The following is a 24,354-nucleotide window of genomic DNA, read 5'->3' as shown; positions in this document are numbered from 1 at the left end:
AACAACTTGTTGTGGATTCTTACCAATCGTCAATCTTTCGTTAAGGAGGTGATCCAGCCGCAGGTTCCCCTACGGCTACCTTGTTACGACTTCACCCCAGTCATCGGCCACACCGTGGTAAGCGTCCTCCTTACGGTTAGACTACCTACTTCTGGTGCAACAAACTCCCATGGTGTGACGGGCGGTGTGTACAAGGCCCGGGAACGTATTCACCGCGGCATTCTGATCCGCGATTACTAGCGATTCCGACTTCATGGAGTCGAGTTGCAGACTCCAATCCGGACTACGATCGGCTTTTTGAGATTAGCATCTCCTCGCGGAGTAGCAACCCTTTGTACCGACCATTGTAGCACGTGTGTAGCCCTGGTCGTAAGGGCCATGATGACTTGACGTCGTCCCCGCCTTCCTCCAGTTTGTCACTGGCAGTATCCTTAAAGTTCCCGGCTTAACCCGATGGCAAATAAGGAAAAGGGTTGCGCTCGTTGCGGGACTTAACCCAACATCTCACGACACGAGCTGACGACAGCCATGCAGCACCTGTATGTAAGTTCCCGAAGGCACCAATCCATCTCTGGAAAGTTCTTACTATGTCAAGACCAGGTAAGGTTCTTCGCGTTGCATCGAATTAAACCACATGCTCCACCGCTTGTGCGGGCCCCCGTCAATTCATTTGAGTTTTAGTCTTGCGACCGTACTCCCCAGGCGGTCTACTTATCGCGTTAGCTGCGCCACTAAAGCCTCAAAGGCCCCAACGGCTAGTAGACATCGTTTACGGCATGGACTACCAGGGTATCTAATCCTGTTTGCTCCCCATGCTTTCGTGCCTCAGCGTCAGTATTAGGCCAGATGGCTGCCTTCGCCATCGGTATTCCTCCAGATCTCTACGCATTTCACCGCTACACCTGGAATTCTACCATCCTCTCCCATACTCTAGCTTCCCAGTATCGAATGCAATTCCCAAGTTAAGCTCGGGGATTTCACATCCGACTTAAAAAGCCGCCTACGCACGCTTTACGCCCAGTAAATCCGATTAACGCTCGCACCCTCTGTATTACCGCGGCTGCTGGCACAGAGTTAGCCGGTGCTTATTCTGCGAGTAACGTCCACTATCCTTAGGTATTAACTAAGGTAGCCTCCTCCTCGCTTAAAGTGCTTTACAACCAAAAGGCCTTCTTCACACACGCGGCATGGCTGGATCAGGGTTCCCCCCATTGTCCAATATTCCCCACTGCTGCCTCCCGTAGGAGTCTGGGCCGTGTCTCAGTCCCAGTGTGGCGGATCATCCTCTCAGACCCGCTACAGATCGTCGCCTTGGTAGGCCTTTACCCCACCAACTAGCTAATCCGACTTAGGCTCATCTATTAGCGCAAGGTCCGAAGATCCCCTGCTTTCTCCCGTAGGACGTATGCGGTATTAGCATCCCTTTCGAAATGTTGTCCCCCACTAATAGGCAGATTCCTAAGCATTACTCACCCGTCCGCCGCTAGGTCCAGTAGCAAGCTACCTTCCCCCGCTCGACTTGCATGTGTTAAGCCTGCCGCCAGCGTTCAATCTGAGCCATGATCAAACTCTTCAGTTTAAAATCAATAGTACATATAGTGTACCAATCTTGGCTCATCAATTACTGACAAAAATTTGCTCAAATAAACTTCGAGTAATTTCTACCATCAATCAATGAAAATAATTTCGATCAATCAATCAGTAAAAATCCACACAAGTTGTTCTTCATAATCTCTTAATGATCTTCCTAACATCTCGTCAATGCTAGAAGCTGGACTTCGATAAACTTAACAACTCAACGCTTCGCGTTTCGTTCGTTTCCGTCTATCTCGTCGGTATGGTGCTCATTATAGGGCAATTTCTTACACGTGCAAGTGCTTTTCACTCACAAAGAACACGAGTGTTTTATTTTTATGCACCATTATGGTTCAAAAAACACACTTTACTCACATAAATACATGATATTTATTACAAATATCATGTAAAATATTTTTCCTATTTTGTGTGCTTAGTTTTTTACAGGTGCTGCTTTAATCACCACACTCTGTATAACTACTGGGTTTACAGGGACATTCTGATGCATTCCATAGTTCGCAGTTGGAACTTTTACGATTTTATCGACGATATCCATACCTTTAGTGACCTTACCAAAAACAGCATATCCCGCATTCATTGCACTTTTATTGAGAAAGTCATTGTCTGCAACATTAATAAAGAACTGACTACTTGCTGAATCAGGATGATTCATCCGTGCCATTGCCAATGTGCCGCGCTTATTGCTCAAGCCATTACTTGATTCATTCTTAATAGCCGCTTTTGTTGGCTTCTCCTGCATTTTGACATCCATGCCCCCACCCTGAACCATAAATCCAGGAATCACGCGATGAAAGATCGTGCCGTTATAAAATTTTTCTTTTGCATAGCTTTCAAAGTTTTTAGCTGAGATAGGTGCCTTGTCATTGAATAGCTCAATTTCAATATTGCCTTGAGAGGTTTTCATTTCGACAATAGTATTGGCAGCAAAACTGCTTAAGCTCACACAGCCAAGTGCTGCGGTAAATAAAATCTGTTTTAACATTTGCTAACTCTTCTGGTTGATCTCGTACTTGTTATTGACTGTATATTAGTCTTTGATGATTAAAAAGTAATTATTCTGCCATTATTAAAACGAGAACAATGATGACGCAAATAATACCGTCGGACACTGCATTGACACATTTACCGCCTTGGCAACTGCGTGGCGATGCTTTTATTTTGAATTATTGGATCTCTCCGAGTTTTATCCAACAAGCGCAGATGTTCCGTTTAGCGACATCGCCTTTAGGTCGTGTGGTTCAGGTGTTATTGGTCCGATACCATGATTCACCTGTGGGCCCTTATGACGAATTGCTAATTTTAGATCACCCTTTATGGAGTAAGAAAAGGTTAAGTTCGATTCCTAAGATTTATGTTTCGACAGATATCTCTGTCATTCATGGTCAAAAACTCTGGGGTATTCCTAAAGAGTTGGCAAAGTTTGAATGGCAACAACATGACAATGAAGTGGTCTGTACTATAGAAGTTGAACAACACAAAATGCAGATCCGTTTAAAAAAATCACGTTCACAGCGTTCTTTCTATATTAATAGTCATCATATCCCTGCAGCGATGTTGCAAATCAGACAAGCGTGGGAAGGTAAGCGTTATCAATTTTCACCGAAGTTTCGTGGACGGCTCTCTAAACTGAAACAGGTAGAATGGCACAACACACAGGACATTTTTCCAAATTTTTCTGAAGCACGATTATTGCAAAGCTTTTATATCCCAGAATTTAGCCTCGTTTTTCCTGCTGCAAAAATCCAAGATAAATAACCCAATAAATAAAAACCCAGTGTTTCACGTGAAACACTGGGTTTACTTTATATAAAGGAATGATTAGCTACGTTTATCCCAAAATTTACGGAACTTCGTACTGATCTCGATCACGTATTTTTTAGCTCGGTGCGAAACCGGGGTTAAATTGATAAAACCATGGGTTTGATCGGTATATTCTTGATAAAACACTTTCACCCCTTGCTGACGGAGTTTATGCGAATAAATTTCACCTTCGTCATGTAAAACATCATGCCCTGCCGTCACGATATACGCGGGTGCGATACCTGCCAATTTTCCATAGGTCGGTGAAATTAATGGATCATCCAAGGCCACTGCATGTTGTTCCGCATATAAAGCGGTTACGACATCAATATCTTTTTCAGTCAGAACCAGACCATCTTTATACGCATAGAAAGATGGGTGGCGACTCTTAAAATCCACTACTGGGTAAATTAATAGCTGAGCTTGCGGGGCAAAAACTTTTTGAGCACTGCGCTGTGCAACCGCAGTAGCAATATTGCCGCCTGCACTATCCCCTGCCACCGCAATTCGATTTTTTAGAATTTTAAACTGACGACTATTTTGATAAGTCCAAGCCAATGCATCTTCACAACTTTGCATTAATTGAGCTGGGCTGGCTTCTGGTGTTAAAGGATAATCAATACTTAAAACTTGTGTTTTGGCATGCACAGCCAATAAACGACAAACTTCATCATGCGTGTCTAAACCACCCACCACAAAACCACCACCATGATAAAACACGATCATCGGTAATTTTTTATTTGGAGCAGGATGATAATGACGCGCAAACAGCGTTGCACTTTGTAAAGGTAGACGTATATCTTGCACTTGTTTCACAAAGGTCGGCTTGGTCTTGATCGACTCCATCTGTAAATCAAATAATTTACGAGACTTCACATAGTCTTCGGTCACAAAGCCTGACTTACCTTGCTTGAGTTGAGCCGCCATCATGCATTTCACCAGCGGATCTAATTCTGGAAAAATAAACGGATAATCGAGACGTTTTGCGAGGCTTTCTTTGGCAAAGTTAGGAAGACGATCAAGTAACCGAGCAGCCGTACCTTGGCCTTTATCTTTCATATTTTTAAGTGATTCATTCAATGCAAACATGCTCTATCCTTCGAATTATGCTCTTCATACTTTCTACATGATCTAGGTCAAATGTGACCATATTCACATATAAGTCTCAACATCGACATACATAGTACAAACCTAGTTAAGCTAATCTTCTTTTATAGAGTTGTCATTGACAATTTACCCAAGTTTTATGGGTTGATTATGCTAACCCATTCTCGATAAAGGATACTCACCATGGCTAAAAAGATCATCCTTCTGTCTTTTGCGACTGCTTTTTTGGCTGTAGGCTGCGTAGCATTCCCTGAAGATGGTTACTACGATGGACGTTATGATCAACGTTATGACCGCCGTTATGATAATAATGATCGACGCTATGATAATCGTTATGATCGCCGTTACGACAGTCGTTATGAACAAGACCGCCGTACATGGGAACGTCAGCAACAACAACGTAATCGTTTAGAGCTCGAACGTAGAAAGCAGCAACTTGACCAGCGTAACTGGGAACAGAATCGTAAAAATCAACAAGAGTGGGATCGTCGTAAAAACGAACTCGAACGTCAACGTCTAGAACAACAGCGTAAATACTCTGAAGCTGAACGTCGTAAACGTGCTGAACAAGATCGTCAAAAAGTCAGCAAAGAGCGTCAGCGCTTAGAAGAACAGCGCCGTAAAGCCAGTCAAGATCGTAGAAAACAAATTGAGCAAGAGCGCAAAAAAAATATTCAAGATTTAAGAAAGGCATCAGATCAACAACGTAAAGCGGCTGAAGAACGTCGTCGCGCGTGGGAAAATCGCCGTTAATTGTTGTTTTTGCAGATCGGTTAAAAGTAAAAAGCTCATCTACATGATGGGCTTTTTTTTCGTTCACTAAAAATAGAAAAGATAAAAAAAAGCAATAGAAAAGAAAATAGACAGAAGAGGCATCCTATCTTCTGTCTATTCTTGACTGCCTGTTGTTACAGGTCAGAGAGCATTAAACAATCTTATTGCTGAATTGTAGGTTGTGGTGCAGGCGCAGATTGAACTTCAGCACCTTGAGCTGATGGATCTGCTTGAACCACAGCACCCGATTGCTCTGTCGTTACAGATGCTTCAGTTGCAGACGTTACTTGTGCGGTTTCTGGAGATTCTACAGTTTCTTGAGAAGTACAACCTACCGCAGCTAAACCAAAACCTAAAACTGCGACAGCGAATAAACCAATTTTTTTCATCTTCATTATTTCCTTCATTGAATCATTAAAAGCAAAGCTCAACTTTGCCCGAGTCATAATGGAAAATAATTCTGTGAAGTTCCCACCTTCTGAGTTGTACTTTGTACGAGGCACGGTACAGCTTATGAAACGTTTTATTAATCAGGCAGTTTTCATTCATTTTGAGGCTTTACATCATTTATTTAACTCAAGTGCTTTGTTTTTTATTAATAAAATAAATATAAATAGTTTTAAATAAAGCGTGATCAGAGCTTTTGAATACAACAAAGACCAACAAAACTTGCAGCTCAGTTACTTAAGTGGCTGTTTTTATAAATTTCATGCAAAAAAAAGCCTGCTTATGAGAGAAGCAGGCCATGAAAAACACATTCGAAATAAATTCGGAAACTACAGCGATAGAATCTGAAACAAAGAATACTGTGCTGATCATTTTTTGTGAAATATTTAATAAAACTGATACTAAGAGTTTTTATGTATAAATATTAACCACTATTTTTGAGGCAAAAAAAATGCTGATTCTTGGGAAATCAGCATGGAAAAGTGTTTCTAAAATCTAGAGGTAGTCACCATATCCCTCTCTCCAGTGGATATGGTCACTTCCGATAGATAAATTATGCAAATTTTCAGGCACAAAGAGAAACCGTTAAAATTTATGATGAAAATCTATAAATCCGATCAAAATGTGATTATACATTTAAATCAATAATTTATATTTTCATAGAATTTAATTTTGCAGTCGATATTTGGCTGAAAAACCATTTTTTTGAATAAAAAACTGCATTTAATCGCTGACTTCGCTTGAATTTTTATCCCCTGCCCCGATTTCTTCTATTAATCATGAATTCAAAACGCATGGCAGTTACGCATCGATGTCGTTTGAACGCACAGCTATAAGGACTGAACATGTTTAAGAACCCATTTAAACGGAGTAAATCAATGGCGACTGAGCAAAACCAAGACGCTCAAGATCTTCAACAAGAGCAAGCAGAACAGCAAACTCAAGCTGAAAACGAGCAAGCTGAAGTTTCAGTTGAAGATTTACAAGCACAAATCACCAATTTAGAAGAAAGCTTAAAACTTGAAAAAGCACGTACTGCAAATGCTGTATATGAAGCGCAAAAAAGTGTAGAGCGTATTCAACGCGAATCTGAAAAGCATAAAGACACTGTGCTGGAAAAATTTGCAAAACAATTGCTTGATTCGGTTGATAACCTTGAACGTGCCATCGCTGCGGCAGGTGATGAAAAATCAGGTTTATCTGAAGGTGTAGAACTTACACTGAAATCATTGCTCAGCACTTTAGAAAAATTTGGTGTGGTTGCTGTGGATACTGCAAATGGTTTCAATGCAGATCTTCACCAAGCTGTGGGCATCGATCCAAATGCCAAATCGAATGAAATCGGGACAGTATTGCAAAAAGGCTATAGCTTAAACGGTCGTCTATTACGTCCAGCTATGGTTATGGTTGGTGCATAAACCCAAATTTTCTGAGACGAATTAAAAATTTTAACCAATATTACTTGAAAATTTTTGATTGGCTCTCATATCGGATAACAAGTAAATCCCTTTTTATTTCCCTTTGAGAAAGGGAAGAGTTTGGGAATAAAAGAATTTTAGAGGAAACATCCAAATGGCGAAAATCATTGGTATTGACTTAGGTACTACAAACTCTTGCGTAGCAGTACTTGAAGGCGACAAAGTAAAAGTAATCGACAACGCTGAAGGCGCTCGTACAACTCCATCTATTATTGCGTATAAAGATGGCGAGATCCTTGTCGGTCAATCTGCTAAACGTCAAGCAGTGACTAACCCTAAAAACACATTATTTGCAATCAAACGTTTGATCGGTCGTAAGTACCAAGACCAAGCTGTGCAAAAAGATATCGGCCTTGTACCTTACAAAATCATCAAAGCTGACAATGGCGATGCTTGGGTTGACGTAAACGACAAGAAACTTGCACCACAACAAATCTCTGCTGAAATCTTGAAAAAGATGAAAAAAACAGCTGAAGACTACCTTGGTGAAACAGTAACTGAAGCGGTAATTACTGTTCCTGCGTACTTTAACGATGCTCAACGTCAAGCAACGAAAGATGCAGGTAAAATTGCTGGTTTAGATGTTAAACGTATCATCAACGAACCAACGGCTGCTGCACTTGCGTTCGGTATGGACAAAAAAGAAGGCGACCGTAAAGTTGCGGTTTACGACTTAGGTGGTGGTACTTTCGACGTATCAATCATTGAAATCGCTGATCTTGATGGCGACCAACAAATCGAAGTATTGTCTACAAACGGTGATACATTCCTTGGTGGTGAAGACTTCGATAATGCATTAATTGAATACTTGGTTGAAGAGTTCAAGAAAGAACAAAGCGTAAACTTGAAACAAGATCCTCTTGCACTTCAACGTTTAAAAGAAGCTGCTGAAAAAGCAAAAATCGAGCTTTCTTCTTCGAATGCAACAGAAATCAACCTTCCATACATCACAGCAGATGCGACTGGTCCTAAACACTTAGTGATCAACGTGACTCGCTCTAAACTTGAAGGTTTAGTTGCTGAATTGGTTGCTCGTACAATTGAACCATGTAAGATTGCACTTAAAGATGCAGGTCTTTCAACCTCTGACATCTCTGACGTAATCTTGGTGGGTGGTCAGTCTCGTATGCCACTTGTACAACAAAAAGTACAAGAGTTCTTCGGCCGTGAGCCACGTAAAGACGTGAACCCAGATGAAGCTGTAGCGATGGGTGCTGCGATTCAAGGTGCAGTACTTTCAGGTGATAAAACTGACGTACTTCTTCTTGACGTAACTCCGCTTACACTTGGTATTGAAACAATGGGTGGCGTGTTAACAGCGATCATTGAGAAAAACACGACGATTCCTGCGAAGAAATCTCAAGTGTTCTCAACTGCTGCAGACAACCAACCAGCTGTAGACATTTCAGTTTACCAAGGTGAACGTAAAATGGCTCAACAAAACAAATTGTTGGGTAACTTCCAATTGGGCGATATTCCACCTGCTCCACGTGGTGTACCACAAATTGAAGTATCATTTGACATCAACGCTGATGGTATCTTGAAAGTATCTGCAAAAGATAAGAGCACAGGTAAAGAGCAATCAATTCAAATTAAAGCTAACTCTGGTTTGAGCGATGCTGAAATTGAAGCGATGATCAAAGATGCTGAAGCGAATGCTGAAGAAGATCGTAAATTTGAAGAATTAGCGAAAGCACGTAACGAAGCTGATGCACTTGTTTCTTCTGCTCAAAAAGCAGTAAAAGATCTTGGCGAACAGGTAACTGCTGATGAGAAATCTGCAATCGATGCTGCTGTAGCTGAGCTCGAAGCAGCAACTAAAGAAAACGATGTAGATGCAATCAAAGCGAAAACTGAAGCACTTCAAAACATCATTATGCCGATCACTCAACGTGCTTATGAAGCTGCACAAGGTCAAGGCGGTGCTGAAGGTTTTGATCCTAACGCTTTCCAAGGCGCTGAAGGTCAAGCTCAAAAAGCAGATGACGGCGTTGTAGATGCTGAGTTCACTGAAGTGAAAGATGACAAAAAATAATTTGTCGCTTTAACTGAGTCTTTCAAAGCTCAAAAAGACCGCGCGAAAGCGCGGTTTTTTTTGTGGATGATTTTATCTGCATCAGGCAATATTCAAATAACACGCAAACGTTCAAACAGCCACATTCTTCTCGACTCACTATCAATCTAAACTTAGATTTGCATAGCGCTAAATTTCAGTTAAATTAATGCAAAATAATCAAGTTTTGCGACGCTATGCGTTTGATTTTAATTATTGTTGTCATCGTTTTGAGTACTTGGTGGATCTATCAAACCAAGCAGCATCCTCAACTGAAATTTAATTCAATTTCAGATCGACTTTTACACCCTCTCGATACCCGACTGCGTTATCGGGTTGCTGATGTAGATCCGCGTTTTGGATTAAGCCAGCAACAAGTCATTCAACTTAGCCAAGAGGCTACAGAGATATGGCATGCAGGGACGCTCAAACCGTTATTTATCTATGATCCAGATGCACAACTGGCGATCCATCTAATTTATGATGATCGCCAAGAACAATACAATGCCTATAAGCAAGTCCAAAAGACCTTAGCTGCAGATAAAGCCCGTAATGATTTATATGCCGAGAACTTAACAAATTCGAGAAAAGGTCTGGAGATGAATGAGCAACAGCTCCGATCAAAACAAGCCATGATCCGTGCGGAAATCGCACAGCTGTCGCAAGAACGTATGAGTTGGAGCCGAATCGAGCATGCGCAAGGCCCCAATATGCAACGCGTTGAAAGAGAACTTGCGCAAGTCAAAGCACAAGCGATGCAATTAGACCAAGAAATAGATCGATTTAATCAGCAAAATGATCAATTTAACCAACAAGTCTCAAGCTATAACCAGCAAATCGATCAATATAATGCAGGCGTGATACAAGCCAGTCAGCGCTTTCCTGCACGAGAGTTTCATAAAGGTGTCTTTATGGGGGATCAGATTCAGATTTATCAATTTGATGCCGAAGATGATTTACGCCTCACCCTTGCCCATGAACTCGGACATGCTCTCGGCTTATCTCACCATAATGACCCTGCTGCATTAATGTACCCAATCTTGGGCGCGCAACAATTAGAAAACTTTAAACTGATGCCAGCAGACCAAAGCTTACTGTATTATCGCTAGTGTGCCCTGAGCATAAAAAACCATACAATTTATAAGGATATTGCAGGATTCACCAACAAAAATCAGCATTTCATGTTATTGTTGATCTGCAATAATCCCCTTATATCAATGACATCTTCCGTGGAGAGCAATGTGAGTTACTACCATATCTTAATTGAAGTGAATGACCACATCAGCACGATTGAACAAACCCGTGATATTGAGCTTTTTGATATTACCGAAATTCAACCTTATCTCCATGCGGTACTTTTACCATTTTTTAATGAGCAACTCATCGAACTCGAAGACGAAAATCTTGAGTTTAAAGATGTCTTGCATTTACAAGTCAAACAAACCCTTTTGCCGATCCGTGACCTCATTGAAGAAGAACAACGCCTGCTTCCGAGTGATACCGATGTCACCATTACGGCTTATGAAATTTTTAATAATTATCAATTGAGTCAAGACGTGACCACAGTGATTTTAGATCTGTTAGAAGCGCTTAAATTTGAAGCCTAATATCGATTTTAAACATTAAAAAAGCCCTCAAAATGAGGGCTTTTTTATGGCTCAATTCATCATCCTGATTAGATCGAGAATGAAGATCCACATCCACACGTGGTTGTCGCATTCGGGTTTTGTACCACAAAACGAGAACCTTCAAGACCTTCAATATAATCGACTGTTGAACCAACCAAATATTGATAACTAAGTGAATCTACCAACATTTTCACGTCTTCATTGATAAATTCAGCATCATCTTCGTTTTGGCTTTCTGCAAAATTAAATCCATATGAGAAACCTGAACAACCACCACCAGTCACATATACACGTAACATGAGGTCTTGATTACCTTCACTGTCACGCAATTGGCGTACTTTATTGGCAGCATTGTCAGTCAGCACAAGTGCTTGAGCATTCATGATGGATTCCTCTGAGTCATTGGGGTGTCTTTAAAAAGAAAAGACCATATTTCAAGTATAACATACTCAATATATGGTCAGTCTTCACAGTTTAAAGTTAAATCAGAGTATTTTTCTCAAGATTCATTTAAAACCTATTTATAGTTTTCTTCCTGTAATGCGCATTCGAAGTTTTTCGGGTCTTGTTTACAGCGGAATTGCCATAATAATTTCATCATTCGCTTGTCGTAAATGCCACGTTTAGTCAAATCAATACGCGCTTCACGCATCATTTTTTGATAACCAGCTTTGTCTGCAGTGGGAACATCCATCCAATATTTAGCTGGAATTTCTGACTTCATTTTGCCTAAAATCGTGAATGCACGAGGTAATTGTGTTTTGACCCAATCACGTGATTTTTGCCCATAACCTGCTGGGAATTTATCTGGGCGAATAATGATATTTCCCGTGACTTGTAAAATTGGATAATTGACGATTGCGCCTTTGCTGCCTAAACCTTTGTGTAATTCTAATGGTTTGAACACAGCTGCAGGAGCACCAATAATATCCACCTGACCATTGTTAAATTTAGCGCCAAAATTGGTTACATCGGCACTGACCGCTTGAGCCCCGACCTGCTGCACCATAATTTTCTGCGCTTCATCATAATCAAGCACCGCAATTTTTTTACCTGCGGCTTTAGCGACAGTATTGATACTACGATCATTCACCAACAGGTAGGCATCACCAACAGGTATCACACCTGCCACTTCATATTTACTATTGACCATGCTTTTAGCAAACGTTGGACTCGCAAGACCTTGCATCACTTTAACCGCAAGTTTCAAATCTGGAATTGCACCAATCGCATCTAAAGAACCGGTAAAATTATTAAATTGACGACCACGCATACCTGTGACACTGATCCCATCACATTTACCGGCTTTAAAATCTTCCGCAATCACCGCTTCATTTTGACTGACGCGGAGCTCAATGTCTGCGCCCCAGTTTTTTGCCGCCAATTGGTAATCTCTCATCAGGGTAAAAACATCACCATTTTTACCAACCAAATCAAATACACACACCACTTGCTTTGCTTGAGCTACGCCATTCACCGCCATTAACGCAGCAGCAATACTCAATGCCTTTGTCCATTGTTTCATACTGACTTTCCTTGTTTTTTACTGTTTTTGTTTTAACCATTTTTTGATTTTTGGGTCATGCGGAGTATGATTAAATATACTCACAGCCCTCGATTTCAATTTAGATTACCTGAATATTTTGCTGACTCAATGGCGAAAATGACCTATGCATTTGCGAAAAAAAGCCCGGATAAATCCAGGCTTTTTTCTTTAAATATCAGTTTATTCGCCGCTAAGTGAACATTCAAAATTGGCTTTATCGACAGAACAACGTGCCTTTTTCAATACTGACATCATGCCCGCATCATAAATGCCACGTTTCGTCATATCCATACGACCTTCACGCAATAATTTTTGATATTTGGTTTTATCTTCTGCACTTAAGTTAAGTTTATATTTCGCAGGAATACCCGCCTCTAAACGGTTAATCATCGCAATACTCTTCGGTAAATGTTTCACAAACCAATCACGAGATTTTTGACCAAAGCCTGCTGGGAACTGATCAGGACGAATAATAAAGTCCGCGGTCACTTGTAAAACTGGGAAGTTAAACATCGCACCATTGGTACCTAAACCCTTATAAATCTCTAATGGTTTGTAGGCATACGCAGGCGCACCCACCATATCGACCTGACCATTATTAAACTTCGCCACAAAGTTAGATACATCTGAAACCACAGCTTGAGCGCCGACACGTTGCACCATAATTTTTTGTGCTTCGTCATAGCCTAATACTGCAAACTTTTTACCTGCTGCTTTTTCAATTGAGTCAATTTTTTTGTCTTTGACAAAGATGAATGCTGAACCCAGTGGAGCAATACCCGCCACTTCGTATTTCTTACCACCTAGGTTGCTGACCATTTTTGCAGCATTACGTTGGTCTAATGCAAAGGTAATCGCACGTTGCGCAATTGCATTGCTCGGTGCGCCACCAAGCGCATCAATCGAACCTGCAAATTTATTGTATTGACGAGCACGCATTGCCGTCATAAATACGCCATCACATTTACCCGCTTTAAAATCATTGTCGGCTACTGCTTCATCTTGACGCGGAATTAAGTTAATTTCAGCACCCCAGCCTTTTGCTGCAAGCGCCCATTCCTGAGCCATTTGGTATGACTCACCTGACTTACCCAGTAAGTCAAATACACAGATATCTACTTTTGCTGCCTGAGCTGAACCAGCAAAGCCAATTGCAGCAAATGTAGCCAATGATAGGAGCGTTTTTTTCATTCTATTTTCCTTTCAAATCTTTTTATGGTTCAGAGGTGTCCTTACACAACGCCGATATTAAGCAAGTTAATTTAAAAAAAATAGAGCATTTACTCCATTTATTTATGTCATTTTGGCACATTCTGTTTTTTTGTGATTAATATCACTTTTTTATTTAAGGCAAAATTATAAATATAATCATCATGTTGTATGCAAAAAAGGCTTTTTGCATTTACAGCCTTTTTATGAAACTTTACAAAGAAATACAGAAAAAAGCTTATTCACCCGCCACTGAACACTCAAAATTGGTTCGCTCAATCGTACAACGTGCTTTTTTCAGTACCGTCATCATGGTGGAGTCGTAGATTCCTTGTTTGGTTAAATCCATCCGTCCTTCACGCAAAATTTTCTGATATTTCAACTGATCATCTTTGCTGAGATTCATCTTATATTTGGCAGGAATTTCAGCTTCCATGCGTTTTACCATGGCAAAACTTTTCGGTAATTGTTTAACGAACCATTGCCGAGAGGGTTCAGCAAAACCATCTGGGAATTTATTGTTACGAATAATCAGGTCTGCCGTGACATTCACCACAGGAAAATTAACCATCGCCCCAGTAGTGCCTAAGCCTTTTGAAATTTCGAGTGGCTTAAAGGCATAAGCCGGCGCAGCCACAATTTCAACTTCGGCCTGATTAAATTTGCGAATAAAATTGGAAATTTCCGACATGACTGGCACAGCGCCGACACGGTCGACCATCTCTTTTTGCGCATAGTCATAATGCAAAATGGCAAATTTTTTACCTTCAGCTTTTTCTAAATTATTGATATTGCGATCACGGACAAAAATATAGGCTGAACCAATTTGCCCAATCCCTGCCACTTCATAACTATCTTTACCTGAATTGGTAATCAGTCGCTTACTGTTCCGCTTATCTAAGACATAGGTAATGGCTTTTTGTGCGATGGTATTGTTCGGTACACCGCCAATGGCATCAATCGAACCAGCAAATTTGTTATACGCACGTGCCCGCATCGAGGTCATATAAAATGCGTCACATTTCCCTTCTTTAAAATCTTTATCGACTTTGGATTCATCTTGATATGAAATCAGTTGAACTTGTGCTCCCCATGCCTTACTGGCCAGAGACCACTCTTCCATTAGCTTATAAGATTCCCCCGCTTTTCCAAGTAAATCGAACACACAAACCTTCTGATTGGCATAGCTTTGTGCAGACATCACACCTGAAAGAAGCGATAAAATTAAAATTCCTTTTCTCATTTCTTATATTTCCAATATGTTTTATTAATCCATTTAAAACAACAACTTGAAATATTTTTTTAATACTAAAGCCCGTTCAATATACCTAAATACGTGGAATCTGTCACATTTTTTCAGATGGTTGCGATGCTTTGTTTTTTCTTTTGCAAAGCCATCCATTAGAATAGCCCCACATTCTTCTTGTTTAGTTAGTTCCATGATTCAGTTAGACCAGTTATCTATACGTCGCGGTGGACGTGTTTTATTTCAAAAAGCGTCGATGCAGTTACACCCAGGATGGAAAATTGGCCTAACCGGTGTCAATGGTGCCGGGAAATCGACCCTGTTTTCAGCTTTGCTTGGTGGCATGGAGTCAGACACCGGTTCGTTGACCCGTCCTGCGGTATGGACCGTGGCGCATATGGCGCAGGAAATCAAAGCGCTGAATATGAAAGCCATTGATTTCGTCTTGTCCGGCGATGAAGAATACTGGGATATTCAACAGAAACTGGAGCAGCCAGATCAGCTGGATGATGCAGAACTGGCCCATTTATATGGCCGTTTTGATGAAATTTCAGGTTATTCTGCGCCGGCCAAAGCTTCGCAACTGATGGCCGGTCTGGGCTTTTTTGAACATCAATCCCAACTGGATGTTTCAAGTTTTTCTGGTGGCTGGCGCATGCGCCTGAATCTGGCGCGTACCCTGATGAGCCGTTCCGATTTACTCCTTCTTGATGAACCGACCAACCATTTAGACCTGGATGCCATTCTCTGGCTCGAAGACTGGCTGAAAGCCTATGAAGGTACGCTGGTGCTGATTTCGCATGACCGGGATTTCCTCGATGCGATTACCGATCATATTTTACATATTGAAAATCAGGAACTGATTTTATATACCGGTAACTACTCGACCTTCGAGCGCACCCGCAGTGAACGTCTGGCGCAGCAGCAACAGGCTTATGAAAAGCAGCTGGAAACCCGCGCACATCTGCAAAAATATATTGACCGTTTTAAAGCGAAAGCCACCAAAGCCAAGCAGGCACAGAGCCGGATCAAACAGCTGGAGCGTATGCAGGAACTGTCTGCTGCCCATGTTGATACACCATTTACCTTCAGTTTCCGTGAACCGACCAAAATGAGTTCGCCTTTATTGCAACTGGAACATGCCGATATTGGTTATGGTGACAAGCTGATTGTCACCAATGTCAATTTACAGATCACGCCAAGCAGCCGGATTGGTTTGCTCGGGATGAATGGTGCCGGTAAATCCACCCTGATTAAATCGCTGGTCGGTGATTTAAAATTGCTTCAGGGTCTGCGTAAAGATTCAGAACTGCTCAATATTGGCTACTTTGCCCAACACCAAATGGATGCACTGGATGGCAATGCCAGCCCGATGTTACAGCTGGCCCGTATTGCCGATAAAAAAATCAGTGAAGCCAGCCTGCGTTCTTTCCTGGGCAGTTTTGGTTTTAGCGGCGAACGCATGGATACGCCAAGTGAAAGTTTCTCAGGCGGTGAACGTGCCCGTCTGGCTCTGGCATTGATTGTCTGGCAGCGTCCAAACGTGTTGATTCTGGATGAGCCGACCAACCATTTAGATCTGGATATGCGTCATGCATTGACCATGGCCTTGCAGGATTTTGAAGGTGCTGTGGTGCTGGTATCGCATGAGCGCCAGCTGATTGCCAGTGTCTGTGATGAATTGCTGCTGGTACATAATGGTCAATGCCGTGAATTTGACGGTGATCTGACCGCTTATGCCGACTGGTTACGTCAGGCCCGCATTGAGATGATCAAAAACGGGCAGAAGCCAGCCGAGCCGGTGAAATCTCAGGTCGAAGTCAAAGCAACCATTTCCAGACTGGACAAAGAAGCACAGCGTAAGGAAGCGGCACGCCAGCGGGAACTGAGCCGCCCGATTCGTAAAAATATCGAAAAAAATGAAGCGCAAATCAGCAAAATTCAGCCACGCTTAAACGAAATCGAGGAATTATTGGCAGATAGTGCTTTATATGATGCCTCACGTAAAAATGATTTGCTCAAACTGATGAATGAGCAAACTGAGCTGAAAGCCAAACTGGAAACAGCCGAAGAACAGATGCTGGAACTAATGATGGAATTAGAAGAAATGGAAAGTAGTTTTGAAGCTTAATTTAAAAAGCAAAACCCTAGATTTGCATTATTAAGAAAACCTAACTTAAGCTCAAAAAATCAATCGCCGTGAAGTTTAAATGTTCCACGGCGATTTTTTATTTATACTTCACAATAATAATCACACTATAAATCTAAAAAATATTTAAAAAATCGAATGTTCATATCCAACTGGTTATTGCATCGTTAAGGCATTTCTATTCAGAAAGAATCTAAAAATTCAGCGATAGCTTTTATCCTACTTTTATAAATGAATTCAAAAAATACACTTCACATCAAACTCATTGCCACAGTTATCCACAAAAGCCATTTTTAAATTCAAATCTTGGTTTTAAATTCATTTTTATTTTTTAAATTCAAAATATCGAACCACCTTTTTGTGGATAAATATTTTTAAATGATATTATCCACAATTATAAATGACTTTGATGTTGAACACTATTAAATGTGAAAATTCACAAAACTTATCCACATTTGCAAGATGGATGCATTTTATCTCCACTGACTACATCAATTTAAACTTTTTATTGTTTAAGATAAGGCAGAAGGATGGGCTTTTTTTGCCTTTAAAAAACGTAATTCTTGTATTTTCCAGGTCTGATCAAAATGCCAGATTTCCTGTATTTGCTGCAGTGTTTCAGCTAAACCAATTAAAATTTTGCACTCAGTTTGGTCACGATTAAACTCATATTCTTCAAATTCTACGTCTGGTTTTTGTGGTTTCCAAACCCCATTTTTCACCGCATGTGCAATACGTTCATAGCGGACATAATTACTTTCGACACGCCCGTCTTGCTCATAAACCACCTTAAAGTGCTCATCTTCGTATTCGGCTAGAACGGTATAATTTCCGGTAAAAAATGCATTTACCCAGATGTCACGAATGTGTTCAAGTTGATTGTCCATCATATATAGACCTCTTATTTTTAGCTGCTAAGTTCAATTTGATGTGAGCTTAGCATCAGAATAAGTCAATTTTATAAAACACAAATTGGCGATTTAATATTCAATTTTATTTAAGATAGCACAAAAAAAAGCACTCCGAAGAGTGCTTTTTTGAATGATTCTGTAATCAGAATTTAGGCATCAATATCCGCATTTAACGCATTTTCTTCAATGAAAGCACGACGTGGTTCCACATCATCACCCATCAAGCAAGAGAACATACGATCAGCTTCAATCGCATCCTGTACCGTTACTTGCAGCATGTTACGGTTCTCAGGATCCATTGTAGTTTCCCAAAGCTGTTCAGCATTCATCTCACCCAAACCTTTATAGCGCTGAATCATCATTCCACGGCGTGAGTCTTGTAGGATGTTTTGCCAAACCTGATGGAAGCTACTCACTGGAATTTTGCGCTCGCCTTTTTGCAGGTAAGCACCTTCTTCCAATAAGGTGAACCAACTCTTCGAATTTTTGAGCAAACGCGCATATTCACCTGAACCCAATAGACCTGAATCTAACAAGTATTGGTGCGGTAAGTTATGAACATAGATGGTAATACGCGGGAAATAGGTCGCTGACTTATTGCCTTCGGTATCTTCATGCTCAAACGTTTCTAAGCTTAATTCAGGACGTAAGCTAGGCTGAGTTTTCTCAATATTGGCACGTAGCTGCTCCCCCCAAGTCTGTACATAGTCTTGGTTATTTGCTTGATCTAACTTAAAGCCTTCTACTGCCAATAAACCATCCAACACACTTGCAGGATAACGTACAGTCAGACGATGCAAGCTCTTTTGAGAGGTTTGATAATCCGCAATCACGCCAGCTAAAGCCTCACCACGAATGGCTGGCGCTTCTGCACTGATGTGTAATTCAAGCTCATCAATTGCATTTGAAATCAGGTACGTCTCAAGCGCATCATTATCTTTGATGTACTGTTCTTGCTTGCCTTTTTTCAGCTTATACAACGGTGGCTGTGCAATATAAATATAACCACGTTCCACAAGTTCTGGCATTTGACGGAAGAAGAAGGTCAATAGTAGCGTACGAATGTGCGAACCATCGACGTCAGCATCGGTCATGATGATGATTTTGTGATAACGTAGTTTATCTGGGTTATATTCCTCACGGCCAATACCACAGCCTAAAGCAGTAATCAGCGTTCCCACTTCTTGAGAAGAAATCATCTTGTCAAAACGTGCACGTTCCACGTTGAGGATTTTACCTTTCAGCGGCAAAATCGCTTGCATCTTACGGTTACGGCCCTGTTTAGCTGAACCGCCCGCAGAGTCACCTTCGACTAAGTAAAGTTCAGACAATGCAGGATCTTTTTCCTGACAATCGGCCAATTTACCTGGCAGGCCTGCAATATCAAGCGCACTCTTACGACGTGTCATTTCACGTGCTTTACGCGCTGCATCACGTGCACGTGCTGCATCAATAATTTTGCCTGCAATCGATTTAGCAGCTTGTGGGTTCTCTAAAAGATATTCAGAGAACGATTTATTCATGGCTTGCTCAACCGCAGTTTTCACTTCGCTCGACACCAATTTTTCTTTGGTTTGCGAAGAGAATTTTGGATCAGGCACTTTCACCGAAACAATTGCAGTTAAACCTTCACGGGCATCATCACCAGAAACCGCCACTTTCTCTTTTTTGAGTAGGTTTTCGCTTTCCATGTAGCTGTTTAAGCCACGGGTTAATGCAGCTCGGAAACCCGCTAAATGCGTACCACCATCTTTTTGTGGAATGTTGTTGGTAAAGCAACGAACATTTTCCTGATAAGAATCGTTCCACTGCAATGCAACTTCCACACCAATGCCGTTATCCGCTTGAGTAGTGAAGTGGAAGATCTCGTTCAGATGGGTTTTGCCTTGGTTGATATATTTTACAAACTCAGACAAACCACCTTCATAATCATAAACGTGCTCTAAATTGATACGTTCATCACGTAGCACAATTCGTACACCTGCATTCAGGAACGATAATTCACGTAAACGACGTGCCAAAATATCGACATTAAAAATCGTTTGACTGAAGGTTTCAGCACTTGGCCAGAAACGTACACGTGTACCGGTACGATCTGTCTCACCCACCACTTTTAATGGATACACGGAATCACCGTGTTTATATTCTTGCTGGTGGATTTGACCTGCACGATGAATGGTTAATTCGAGCTTGCTTGAAAGCGCATTCACCACGGATACACCTACACCGTGTAGACCGCCTGAAACTTTATAGCTGTTATCGTCAAATTTACCGCCCGCATGCAGAATCGTCAAAATCACTTCTGCTGCAGAAACACCTTCTTCTGGGTGAATGTCGGTAGGAATACCACGACCGTTATCCGATACGCTTACAGATTCATCTTCATGAATGGTTACATTGATCTCGTCACAATGACCTGCCAACGCTTCATCAATTGAGTTATCGACAACTTCAAACACCATGTGGTGTAGGCCAGTACCATCGTCAGTATCACCAATATACATGCCCGGACGCTTACGTACAGCGTCTAGACCACGTAATACTTTGATGCTAGAGGAATCATAAGCTTTTTCTATGGTTTGTTCTGTTTGAGAAGCAGCTTGATCTTCTGAACTCATGGTTTCTCCCTAGTGAAAAATAGGTCTATCCAAAGGTGGTATTTCATTGCACAACAGCCTGCACCGTACCATTTTCAACTTTGAATAATTGATAAGAAATAGATAAATCATGTAAGTGTTTTTGCACTGAATCATGGTCTAAAGTGGTAATAAAAACTTGACTACCAAGATGGCTTAAACGCTCAATTAAACGCTGTTGTGCGGTTAAATCTAATTCTGCTGTCAGATCATCTAATAATACCACAGTTTCCTTATTACAAGCATGTAGCATTGCAATCTGTGACAGTTTTAACGCCATGATCAATAACTTTTTTTGCCCACGAGAGAGCACAACATCTGCATCACCCATAGCGGTTTTCAACCTTAAATCTGCACGGTGCGGACCATACTCAGTATAGCCACGTTCGCAGTCTTTAAAGTGCTGATTGGTCAGATCATTCAGCAGTCCTGTTTCAGCATGAAAGCCTGCACTATATTCCAATGTCACTGTTAAATGCGGCAATAATGCTTCGAGATCTTGTTGGAAATATCGCGTCCACTGTTCCACCACATTACTGCGCAGACTATGTAATATCTCACCATAATCACTGAGCATTTTGTTCCACGGTTCTAGGTCAGACAAACTCAAATGACGTCGTGATTTCAGCAAACTATTCCGCTGTTTTAATGCCCGCGCATAATATTGCCATGCATGGTAAAACTCCGGTTCCACGTGGAACATCAACCAATCTAAAAGTTGACGTCGTGGCTTCGCACCATGATCAATAATATCGGTACTTTGTGGGTCGATGAGTTGTAGTGGTAAAATCTTAGCCAACTGCCCTTGTGTCCCCACAAGGTCGCCATTGACTTTAATCACTTGCTCGCCCGACTGCATTTTTTGCATACCAATACGATCTGTTGCAGACTGCGCAAAGACGACAGCGTCAGGGCTATTATTTTGAATATAGTTTTTCGGAATATGAGTTCGAAAAGAACGGCCTGTTGCCAGCAAATGTACTGCTTCTAATACAGAAGTTTTGCCTGAACCATTTTGCCCATAAAAGACATTAAACGGCTGCAACCCAGAGAGTGCAACCGTCTTTAAATTTCGAACACGTTCTACATGTAAACGCGTGATATGCATAATAATTGAGACGTCAGTCCAAATTAAACACGCATTGGCATCACAACATAGGTTTGATCTTGTTGTTGTGGATCTTGTACCAATACCGACTGGTTCGCTTCTGTCATGGTCATTGCAACATCATCACCATCCAATACATTCAGAACTTCCAATAAGTACTGTGCATTGAATGACATTTCCATCGGTGCATCAGCATATTGAATCGCGAGATCTTCGATAGCTTCATCCTGCTCAGGGTTATTGGCACGAAGTTGTAAAGTGTCCGCATCAAACTTCAAGAATACGCCGCGCAATTTTTCATTACTTAAAATCGCCACACGTTGTAGTGATTGTTTAAATACATCATGTGCAATGCGCACATTTTTATCACCACCACGTGGAATCACACGGCGGTAGTCAGGGAATTTACCATCGATCAATTTTGTGGTGAAACGTACGGTAATATCACCCTGCTCTTTATCACGGCTGGCAATGGTAATCGTTACATTTAATAATTCACGACCAATCAACAACGATAATTGCTCGTCTTCAACACTCAATAGACGCTGCAATTCACCTACAGCTTTACGTGGAACAATCGCTTGCATTGCTTGTGTCGCATTCGAGCTTGCCACTGTTTCACACATCGCTAAACGGTGACCATCGGTCGTTACTGCACGCAATTGATTTTCATCAATTTCAAGCAAAGTACCCGTCAAATAAAAACGCACATCTTGAACCGCCATGGCAAAAGACGTTTTTTCAAATAAACGCTTTAACTCACGTTGAGTCACACCGACTTGAGTGCCTTGAGTATTTTCAGTGGTTAATAATGGATAGTCTTCTGCAGGCAAAGTACCCAATACAAAACGACTGTTGCCAGATTTTAAAATACAACGTTGATCTTCAGTAATTTGCAAATCAATCAATGCCGCTGACGGTAATGATTTACAGATATCCATCAATTTACGTGCAGGAACAGTCGTCACTCCTGCTTGTAAACATGCACCTTCAGTAAGTGGTGTGCTTGCAACCAGTTCAACTTCAAGATCTGAACCGGTAATGGTCAAAGCTTGCTCAGTTACCTGTACTTTTACATTGGATAAAATATTTAAGGTATGGCGACGTTCAACCGCTCCTACGACATGTGATAGAACATTCAGTAAGCTTTCTTTCGCGATTTTTAAACGCACGATACATTCCTCTAAAAACTGAAGATAGACAAAATAAATTAATTTTTTAGCAGTGTACTATGCGGCAGAATATACCGCATTGCAAGAACAGAATTTGAACGAAAAGACTTAACTTTGCAGCAGACGTTGCAAGTTTTTATAGTCCTCATTGAAGATTGGATCTTCTTCACGCAGGCTTTGTACTTTTTCACAGGCATGCATCACAGTACTGTGGTCACGATTACCAAAAGCCATACCAATTTCAGGGAAACTATCCCCTGTCAGTTCACGTGCTAGCCCCATAGCCAACTGACGTGGACGTGCATAAATACGTGTACGTTTTGGACCAACCAATTCTTTCAATGGAATACGGAAATATTCACTCACCACACGCTGAATGTTTTCAGTACTGATGGTGCGCGCACGAATTGCCAACACATCTTTTAACGATTCACGCACCACATCTAGATCGATTGGGGTGCCTTTAAAACGAGAAATGGCTACGACTTTATTCAGCGCACCTTCTAGTTCACGGACATTGGCAACCACTTGTTGAGCAATAAACAGCGCACAATTCCGTGGAAGTTCCACCCCATTGCTTTCCGCTTTTTTCAGTAAAATTTCAATACGGGTTTCAATATCAGGCGGTTCAACACCCACCGATAAGCCCCACGAAAAACGTGAAACCAAACGTGGATCCAACTCAGTCAGTTCTTTTGGATAACGATCCGAAGTTAAAATGATTTGCTTGGATTCATCTAATAACGCGTTGAAGGTATAGAAAAACTCAACCAAGCTGGCCTCTTTACCCGCTAACAAATGAATATCATCCACCAATAACAAATCTAACGAACGACAATTTTTCTTGAATTCTTCGACCTTACCTTGCTGTAACGAGCTCACAAAGTCTTGTACAAAACTTTCAGCCGTCATGTACATCACACGTGCATTCGGCTTCGCTTGTAATAATGCATTACCTACGGCTTGCATTAAATGGGTTTTACCTAAACCAGTCGGTCCATATAAAAATAACGGGTTATGTTGCGAAGCACCGGGCTGCGTCAAGACTTTACGACAGGTTTCTGCCGCCATCTGATTGGAACGACCTTCAACAAACAAGGAAAAGGTAAATAATGGGTTAAGCTGACGCTTACGGTTATTTTTTGAAGACGTCTCTTCTTTTTCTTTTTTAGGACGTGTTGGTGCCGACACTTGTGGCGTTGACTCTAATGCTGCGGTGGTTGTTGCAGGTTGCTCAGCTGCAGATAAAATTGCACCAGGCCGTGAATCAACCAAAATCTCGACTTTACGTACCCGACCTTCAGACAACTGTTCCGCTAAAATTGAAATCAGTTCTAAATGGTGCTCTTGAATATAGCGTGTCCAATACGGATTCGGTGCATAGAGTTTTAGACTATCACCTGCATCTTCTGCCACCAGTGGGCGTATCCACATTGTATAGACATTTCCTGAAAGCTCTTGTCGCAAGCGAGTTAAGCAGTCTGTCCAAAGCAT

The 24,354-nt window shown here is 41.3% G+C and carries 19 protein-coding genes and 1 rRNA gene; 7 read left to right on the top strand and 13 right to left on the bottom strand.

What is annotated here, in order from left to right:
• Positions 1-41: 41 nt before the first annotated feature.
• Positions 42-1,579, bottom strand: a 16S ribosomal RNA gene (locus MST17_RS00100).
• A gap of 429 nt (positions 1,580-2,008) precedes the next feature.
• Complete coding sequence (locus tag MST17_RS00095; protein ID WP_180005529.1) at positions 2,009-2,578, bottom strand: peptidylprolyl isomerase; 570 nt, start codon at positions 2,576-2,578, stop codon at positions 2,009-2,011.
• Between the two features lie 101 nt (positions 2,579-2,679).
• Here MST17_RS00095 and MST17_RS00090 point away from each other — a divergent pair, with 101 nt between their 5' ends.
• Positions 2,680-3,351: an acetoacetate decarboxylase family protein gene (locus tag MST17_RS00090; RefSeq protein WP_180027167.1), complete on the top strand. Its 672-nt coding sequence runs from the start codon at positions 2,680-2,682 to the stop codon at positions 3,349-3,351.
• Between the two features lie 63 nt (positions 3,352-3,414).
• Here the strand turns inward: MST17_RS00090 and MST17_RS00085 are convergent, their stop codons facing one another.
• Positions 3,415-4,485: an alpha/beta hydrolase gene (locus MST17_RS00085; RefSeq protein WP_180027164.1), complete on the bottom strand. Its 1,071-nt coding sequence runs from the start codon at positions 4,483-4,485 to the stop codon at positions 3,415-3,417.
• Positions 4,486-4,686: 201 nt separating this feature from the next.
• Here MST17_RS00085 and MST17_RS00080 point away from each other — a divergent pair, with 201 nt between their 5' ends.
• Entirely contained in the window at positions 4,687-5,256 is a 570-nt protein-coding gene (locus tag MST17_RS00080) for a hypothetical protein (RefSeq protein WP_168379529.1), read from the top strand.
• A gap of 182 nt (positions 5,257-5,438) precedes the next feature.
• Here MST17_RS00080 and MST17_RS00075 read toward each other — a convergent pair whose 3' ends face one another.
• A complete protein-coding gene (locus tag MST17_RS00075; protein WP_252725869.1) occupies positions 5,439-5,666 on the bottom strand; it encodes a hypothetical protein in 228 nt (75 codons plus the stop codon).
• 936 nt (positions 5,667-6,602) lie between these two features.
• Between MST17_RS00075 and grpE the strand changes: the two genes are divergently transcribed.
• The 4 genes from grpE (at position 6,603) to MST17_RS00055 (ending at position 10,862) form a co-directional block, all read left to right on the top strand.
• Positions 6,603-7,142 (top strand): nucleotide exchange factor GrpE, encoded by a 540-nt coding sequence (gene grpE / locus MST17_RS00070; protein WP_078189495.1) that lies wholly within the window; start codon positions 6,603-6,605, stop codon positions 7,140-7,142.
• Positions 7,143-7,296: 154 nt separating this feature from the next.
• Positions 7,297-9,237 carry a molecular chaperone DnaK gene (gene dnaK, locus MST17_RS00065; RefSeq protein WP_078194438.1) on the top strand — a complete coding sequence of 647 codons (1,941 nt, stop codon included), beginning with the start codon at positions 7,297-7,299 and terminating at the stop codon, positions 9,235-9,237.
• 215 nt (positions 9,238-9,452) lie between these two features.
• The gene (locus MST17_RS00060) at positions 9,453-10,364 is read left to right on the top strand and encodes a matrixin family metalloprotease (protein WP_180027163.1); all 912 of its coding nucleotides are present in this window, start codon (positions 9,453-9,455) and stop codon (positions 10,362-10,364) included.
• A 120-nt stretch (positions 10,365-10,484) separates the two neighbouring features.
• Positions 10,485-10,862, top strand: coding sequence for a hypothetical protein (locus MST17_RS00055; protein WP_168379524.1), 378 nt, complete (start codon positions 10,485-10,487; stop codon positions 10,860-10,862).
• A 68-nt stretch (positions 10,863-10,930) separates the two neighbouring features.
• Here the strand turns inward: MST17_RS00055 and erpA are convergent, their stop codons facing one another.
• The 4 genes from erpA to MST17_RS00035 form a co-directional block, all read right to left on the bottom strand.
• On the bottom strand, positions 10,931-11,266 hold the full coding sequence (gene erpA / locus MST17_RS00050; protein ID WP_078189499.1) for an iron-sulfur cluster insertion protein ErpA: 336 nt from the start codon (positions 11,264-11,266) through the stop codon (positions 10,931-10,933).
• Between the two features lie 134 nt (positions 11,267-11,400).
• On the bottom strand, positions 11,401-12,408 hold the full coding sequence (locus MST17_RS00045) for a putative solute-binding protein (protein WP_180027162.1): 1,008 nt from the start codon (positions 12,406-12,408) through the stop codon (positions 11,401-11,403).
• 201 nt (positions 12,409-12,609) lie between these two features.
• Entirely contained in the window at positions 12,610-13,620 is a 1,011-nt protein-coding gene (locus MST17_RS00040; protein ID WP_180005536.1) for a putative solute-binding protein, read from the bottom strand.
• A gap of 256 nt (positions 13,621-13,876) precedes the next feature.
• On the bottom strand, positions 13,877-14,881 hold the full coding sequence (locus MST17_RS00035) for a putative solute-binding protein (RefSeq protein WP_180022815.1): 1,005 nt from the start codon (positions 14,879-14,881) through the stop codon (positions 13,877-13,879).
• Positions 14,882-15,077: 196 nt separating this feature from the next.
• Here MST17_RS00035 and MST17_RS00030 point away from each other — a divergent pair, with 196 nt between their 5' ends.
• Positions 15,078-17,015, top strand: coding sequence for an ATP-binding cassette domain-containing protein (locus MST17_RS00030; RefSeq protein WP_257246876.1), 1,938 nt, complete (start codon positions 15,078-15,080; stop codon positions 17,013-17,015).
• 530 nt (positions 17,016-17,545) lie between these two features.
• Here MST17_RS00030 and MST17_RS00025 read toward each other — a convergent pair.
• The 5 genes from MST17_RS00025 to dnaA all read right to left on the bottom strand — a co-directional run bounded on the left by MST17_RS00025 (position 17,546) and on the right by dnaA (position 24,354).
• On the bottom strand, positions 17,546-17,923 hold the full coding sequence (locus tag MST17_RS00025; protein ID WP_180022817.1) for a hypothetical protein: 378 nt from the start codon (positions 17,921-17,923) through the stop codon (positions 17,546-17,548).
• A gap of 170 nt (positions 17,924-18,093) precedes the next feature.
• Entirely contained in the window at positions 18,094-20,562 is a 2,469-nt protein-coding gene (gene gyrB / locus MST17_RS00020) for a DNA topoisomerase (ATP-hydrolyzing) subunit B (protein WP_180027161.1), read from the bottom strand.
• Positions 20,563-20,605: 43 nt separating this feature from the next.
• On the bottom strand, positions 20,606-21,688 hold the full coding sequence (recF, locus tag MST17_RS00015; RefSeq protein ID WP_078189506.1) for a DNA replication/repair protein RecF: 1,083 nt from the start codon (positions 21,686-21,688) through the stop codon (positions 20,606-20,608).
• A gap of 23 nt (positions 21,689-21,711) precedes the next feature.
• On the bottom strand, positions 21,712-22,860 hold the full coding sequence (dnaN, locus tag MST17_RS00010; RefSeq protein ID WP_180005503.1) for a DNA polymerase III subunit beta: 1,149 nt from the start codon (positions 22,858-22,860) through the stop codon (positions 21,712-21,714).
• A gap of 108 nt (positions 22,861-22,968) precedes the next feature.
• A complete protein-coding gene (gene dnaA, locus MST17_RS00005) occupies positions 22,969-24,354 on the bottom strand; it encodes a chromosomal replication initiator protein DnaA (protein ID WP_180005504.1) in 1,386 nt (461 codons plus the stop codon).

The sequence above is a fragment of the Acinetobacter sp. YH16056_T genome (assembly GCF_024605895.1).
Classification (GTDB): Bacteria; Pseudomonadota; Gammaproteobacteria; order Pseudomonadales; family Moraxellaceae; genus Acinetobacter; species Acinetobacter amyesii.
The sequence above is the reverse complement of the archived record's forward strand: the minus strand, read 5'-3'. Positions and strand labels throughout refer to the sequence as shown.

Coding starts and splice junctions, on each gene's coding strand:
- MST17_RS00095 (WP_180005529.1), bottom strand. CDS start 2,578: ATGTTAAAACAGATTTTATTTACCGCAGCACTTGGCTGTGTGAGCTTA.
- MST17_RS00090 (WP_180027167.1), top strand. CDS start 2,680: ATGACGCAAATAATACCGTCGGACACTGCATTGACACATTTACCGCCT.
- MST17_RS00085 (WP_180027164.1), bottom strand. CDS start 4,485: ATGTTTGCATTGAATGAATCACTTAAAAATATGAAAGATAAAGGCCAA.
- MST17_RS00080 (WP_168379529.1), top strand. CDS start 4,687: ATGGCTAAAAAGATCATCCTTCTGTCTTTTGCGACTGCTTTTTTGGCT.
- MST17_RS00075 (WP_252725869.1), bottom strand. CDS start 5,666: ATGAAAAAAATTGGTTTATTCGCTGTCGCAGTTTTAGGTTTTGGTTTA.
- grpE (WP_078189495.1), top strand. CDS start 6,603: ATGGCGACTGAGCAAAACCAAGACGCTCAAGATCTTCAACAAGAGCAA.
- dnaK (WP_078194438.1), top strand. CDS start 7,297: ATGGCGAAAATCATTGGTATTGACTTAGGTACTACAAACTCTTGCGTA.
- MST17_RS00060 (WP_180027163.1), top strand. CDS start 9,453: ATGCGTTTGATTTTAATTATTGTTGTCATCGTTTTGAGTACTTGGTGG.
- erpA (WP_078189499.1), bottom strand. CDS start 11,266: ATGAATGCTCAAGCACTTGTGCTGACTGACAATGCTGCCAATAAAGTA.
- MST17_RS00045 (WP_180027162.1), bottom strand. CDS start 12,408: ATGAAACAATGGACAAAGGCATTGAGTATTGCTGCTGCGTTAATGGCG.
- MST17_RS00040 (WP_180005536.1), bottom strand. CDS start 13,620: ATGAAAAAAACGCTCCTATCATTGGCTACATTTGCTGCAATTGGCTTT.
- MST17_RS00035 (WP_180022815.1), bottom strand. CDS start 14,881: ATGAGAAAAGGAATTTTAATTTTATCGCTTCTTTCAGGTGTGATGTCT.
- MST17_RS00030 (WP_257246876.1), top strand. CDS start 15,078: ATGATTCAGTTAGACCAGTTATCTATACGTCGCGGTGGACGTGTTTTA.
- MST17_RS00025 (WP_180022817.1), bottom strand. CDS start 17,923: ATGATGGACAATCAACTTGAACACATTCGTGACATCTGGGTAAATGCA.
- gyrB (WP_180027161.1), bottom strand. CDS start 20,562: ATGAGTTCAGAAGATCAAGCTGCTTCTCAAACAGAACAAACCATAGAA.
- recF (WP_078189506.1), bottom strand. CDS start 21,688: ATGCATATCACGCGTTTACATGTAGAACGTGTTCGAAATTTAAAGACG.
- dnaA (WP_180005504.1), bottom strand. CDS start 24,354: ATGCTTTGGACAGACTGCTTAACTCGCTTGCGACAAGAGCTTTCAGGA.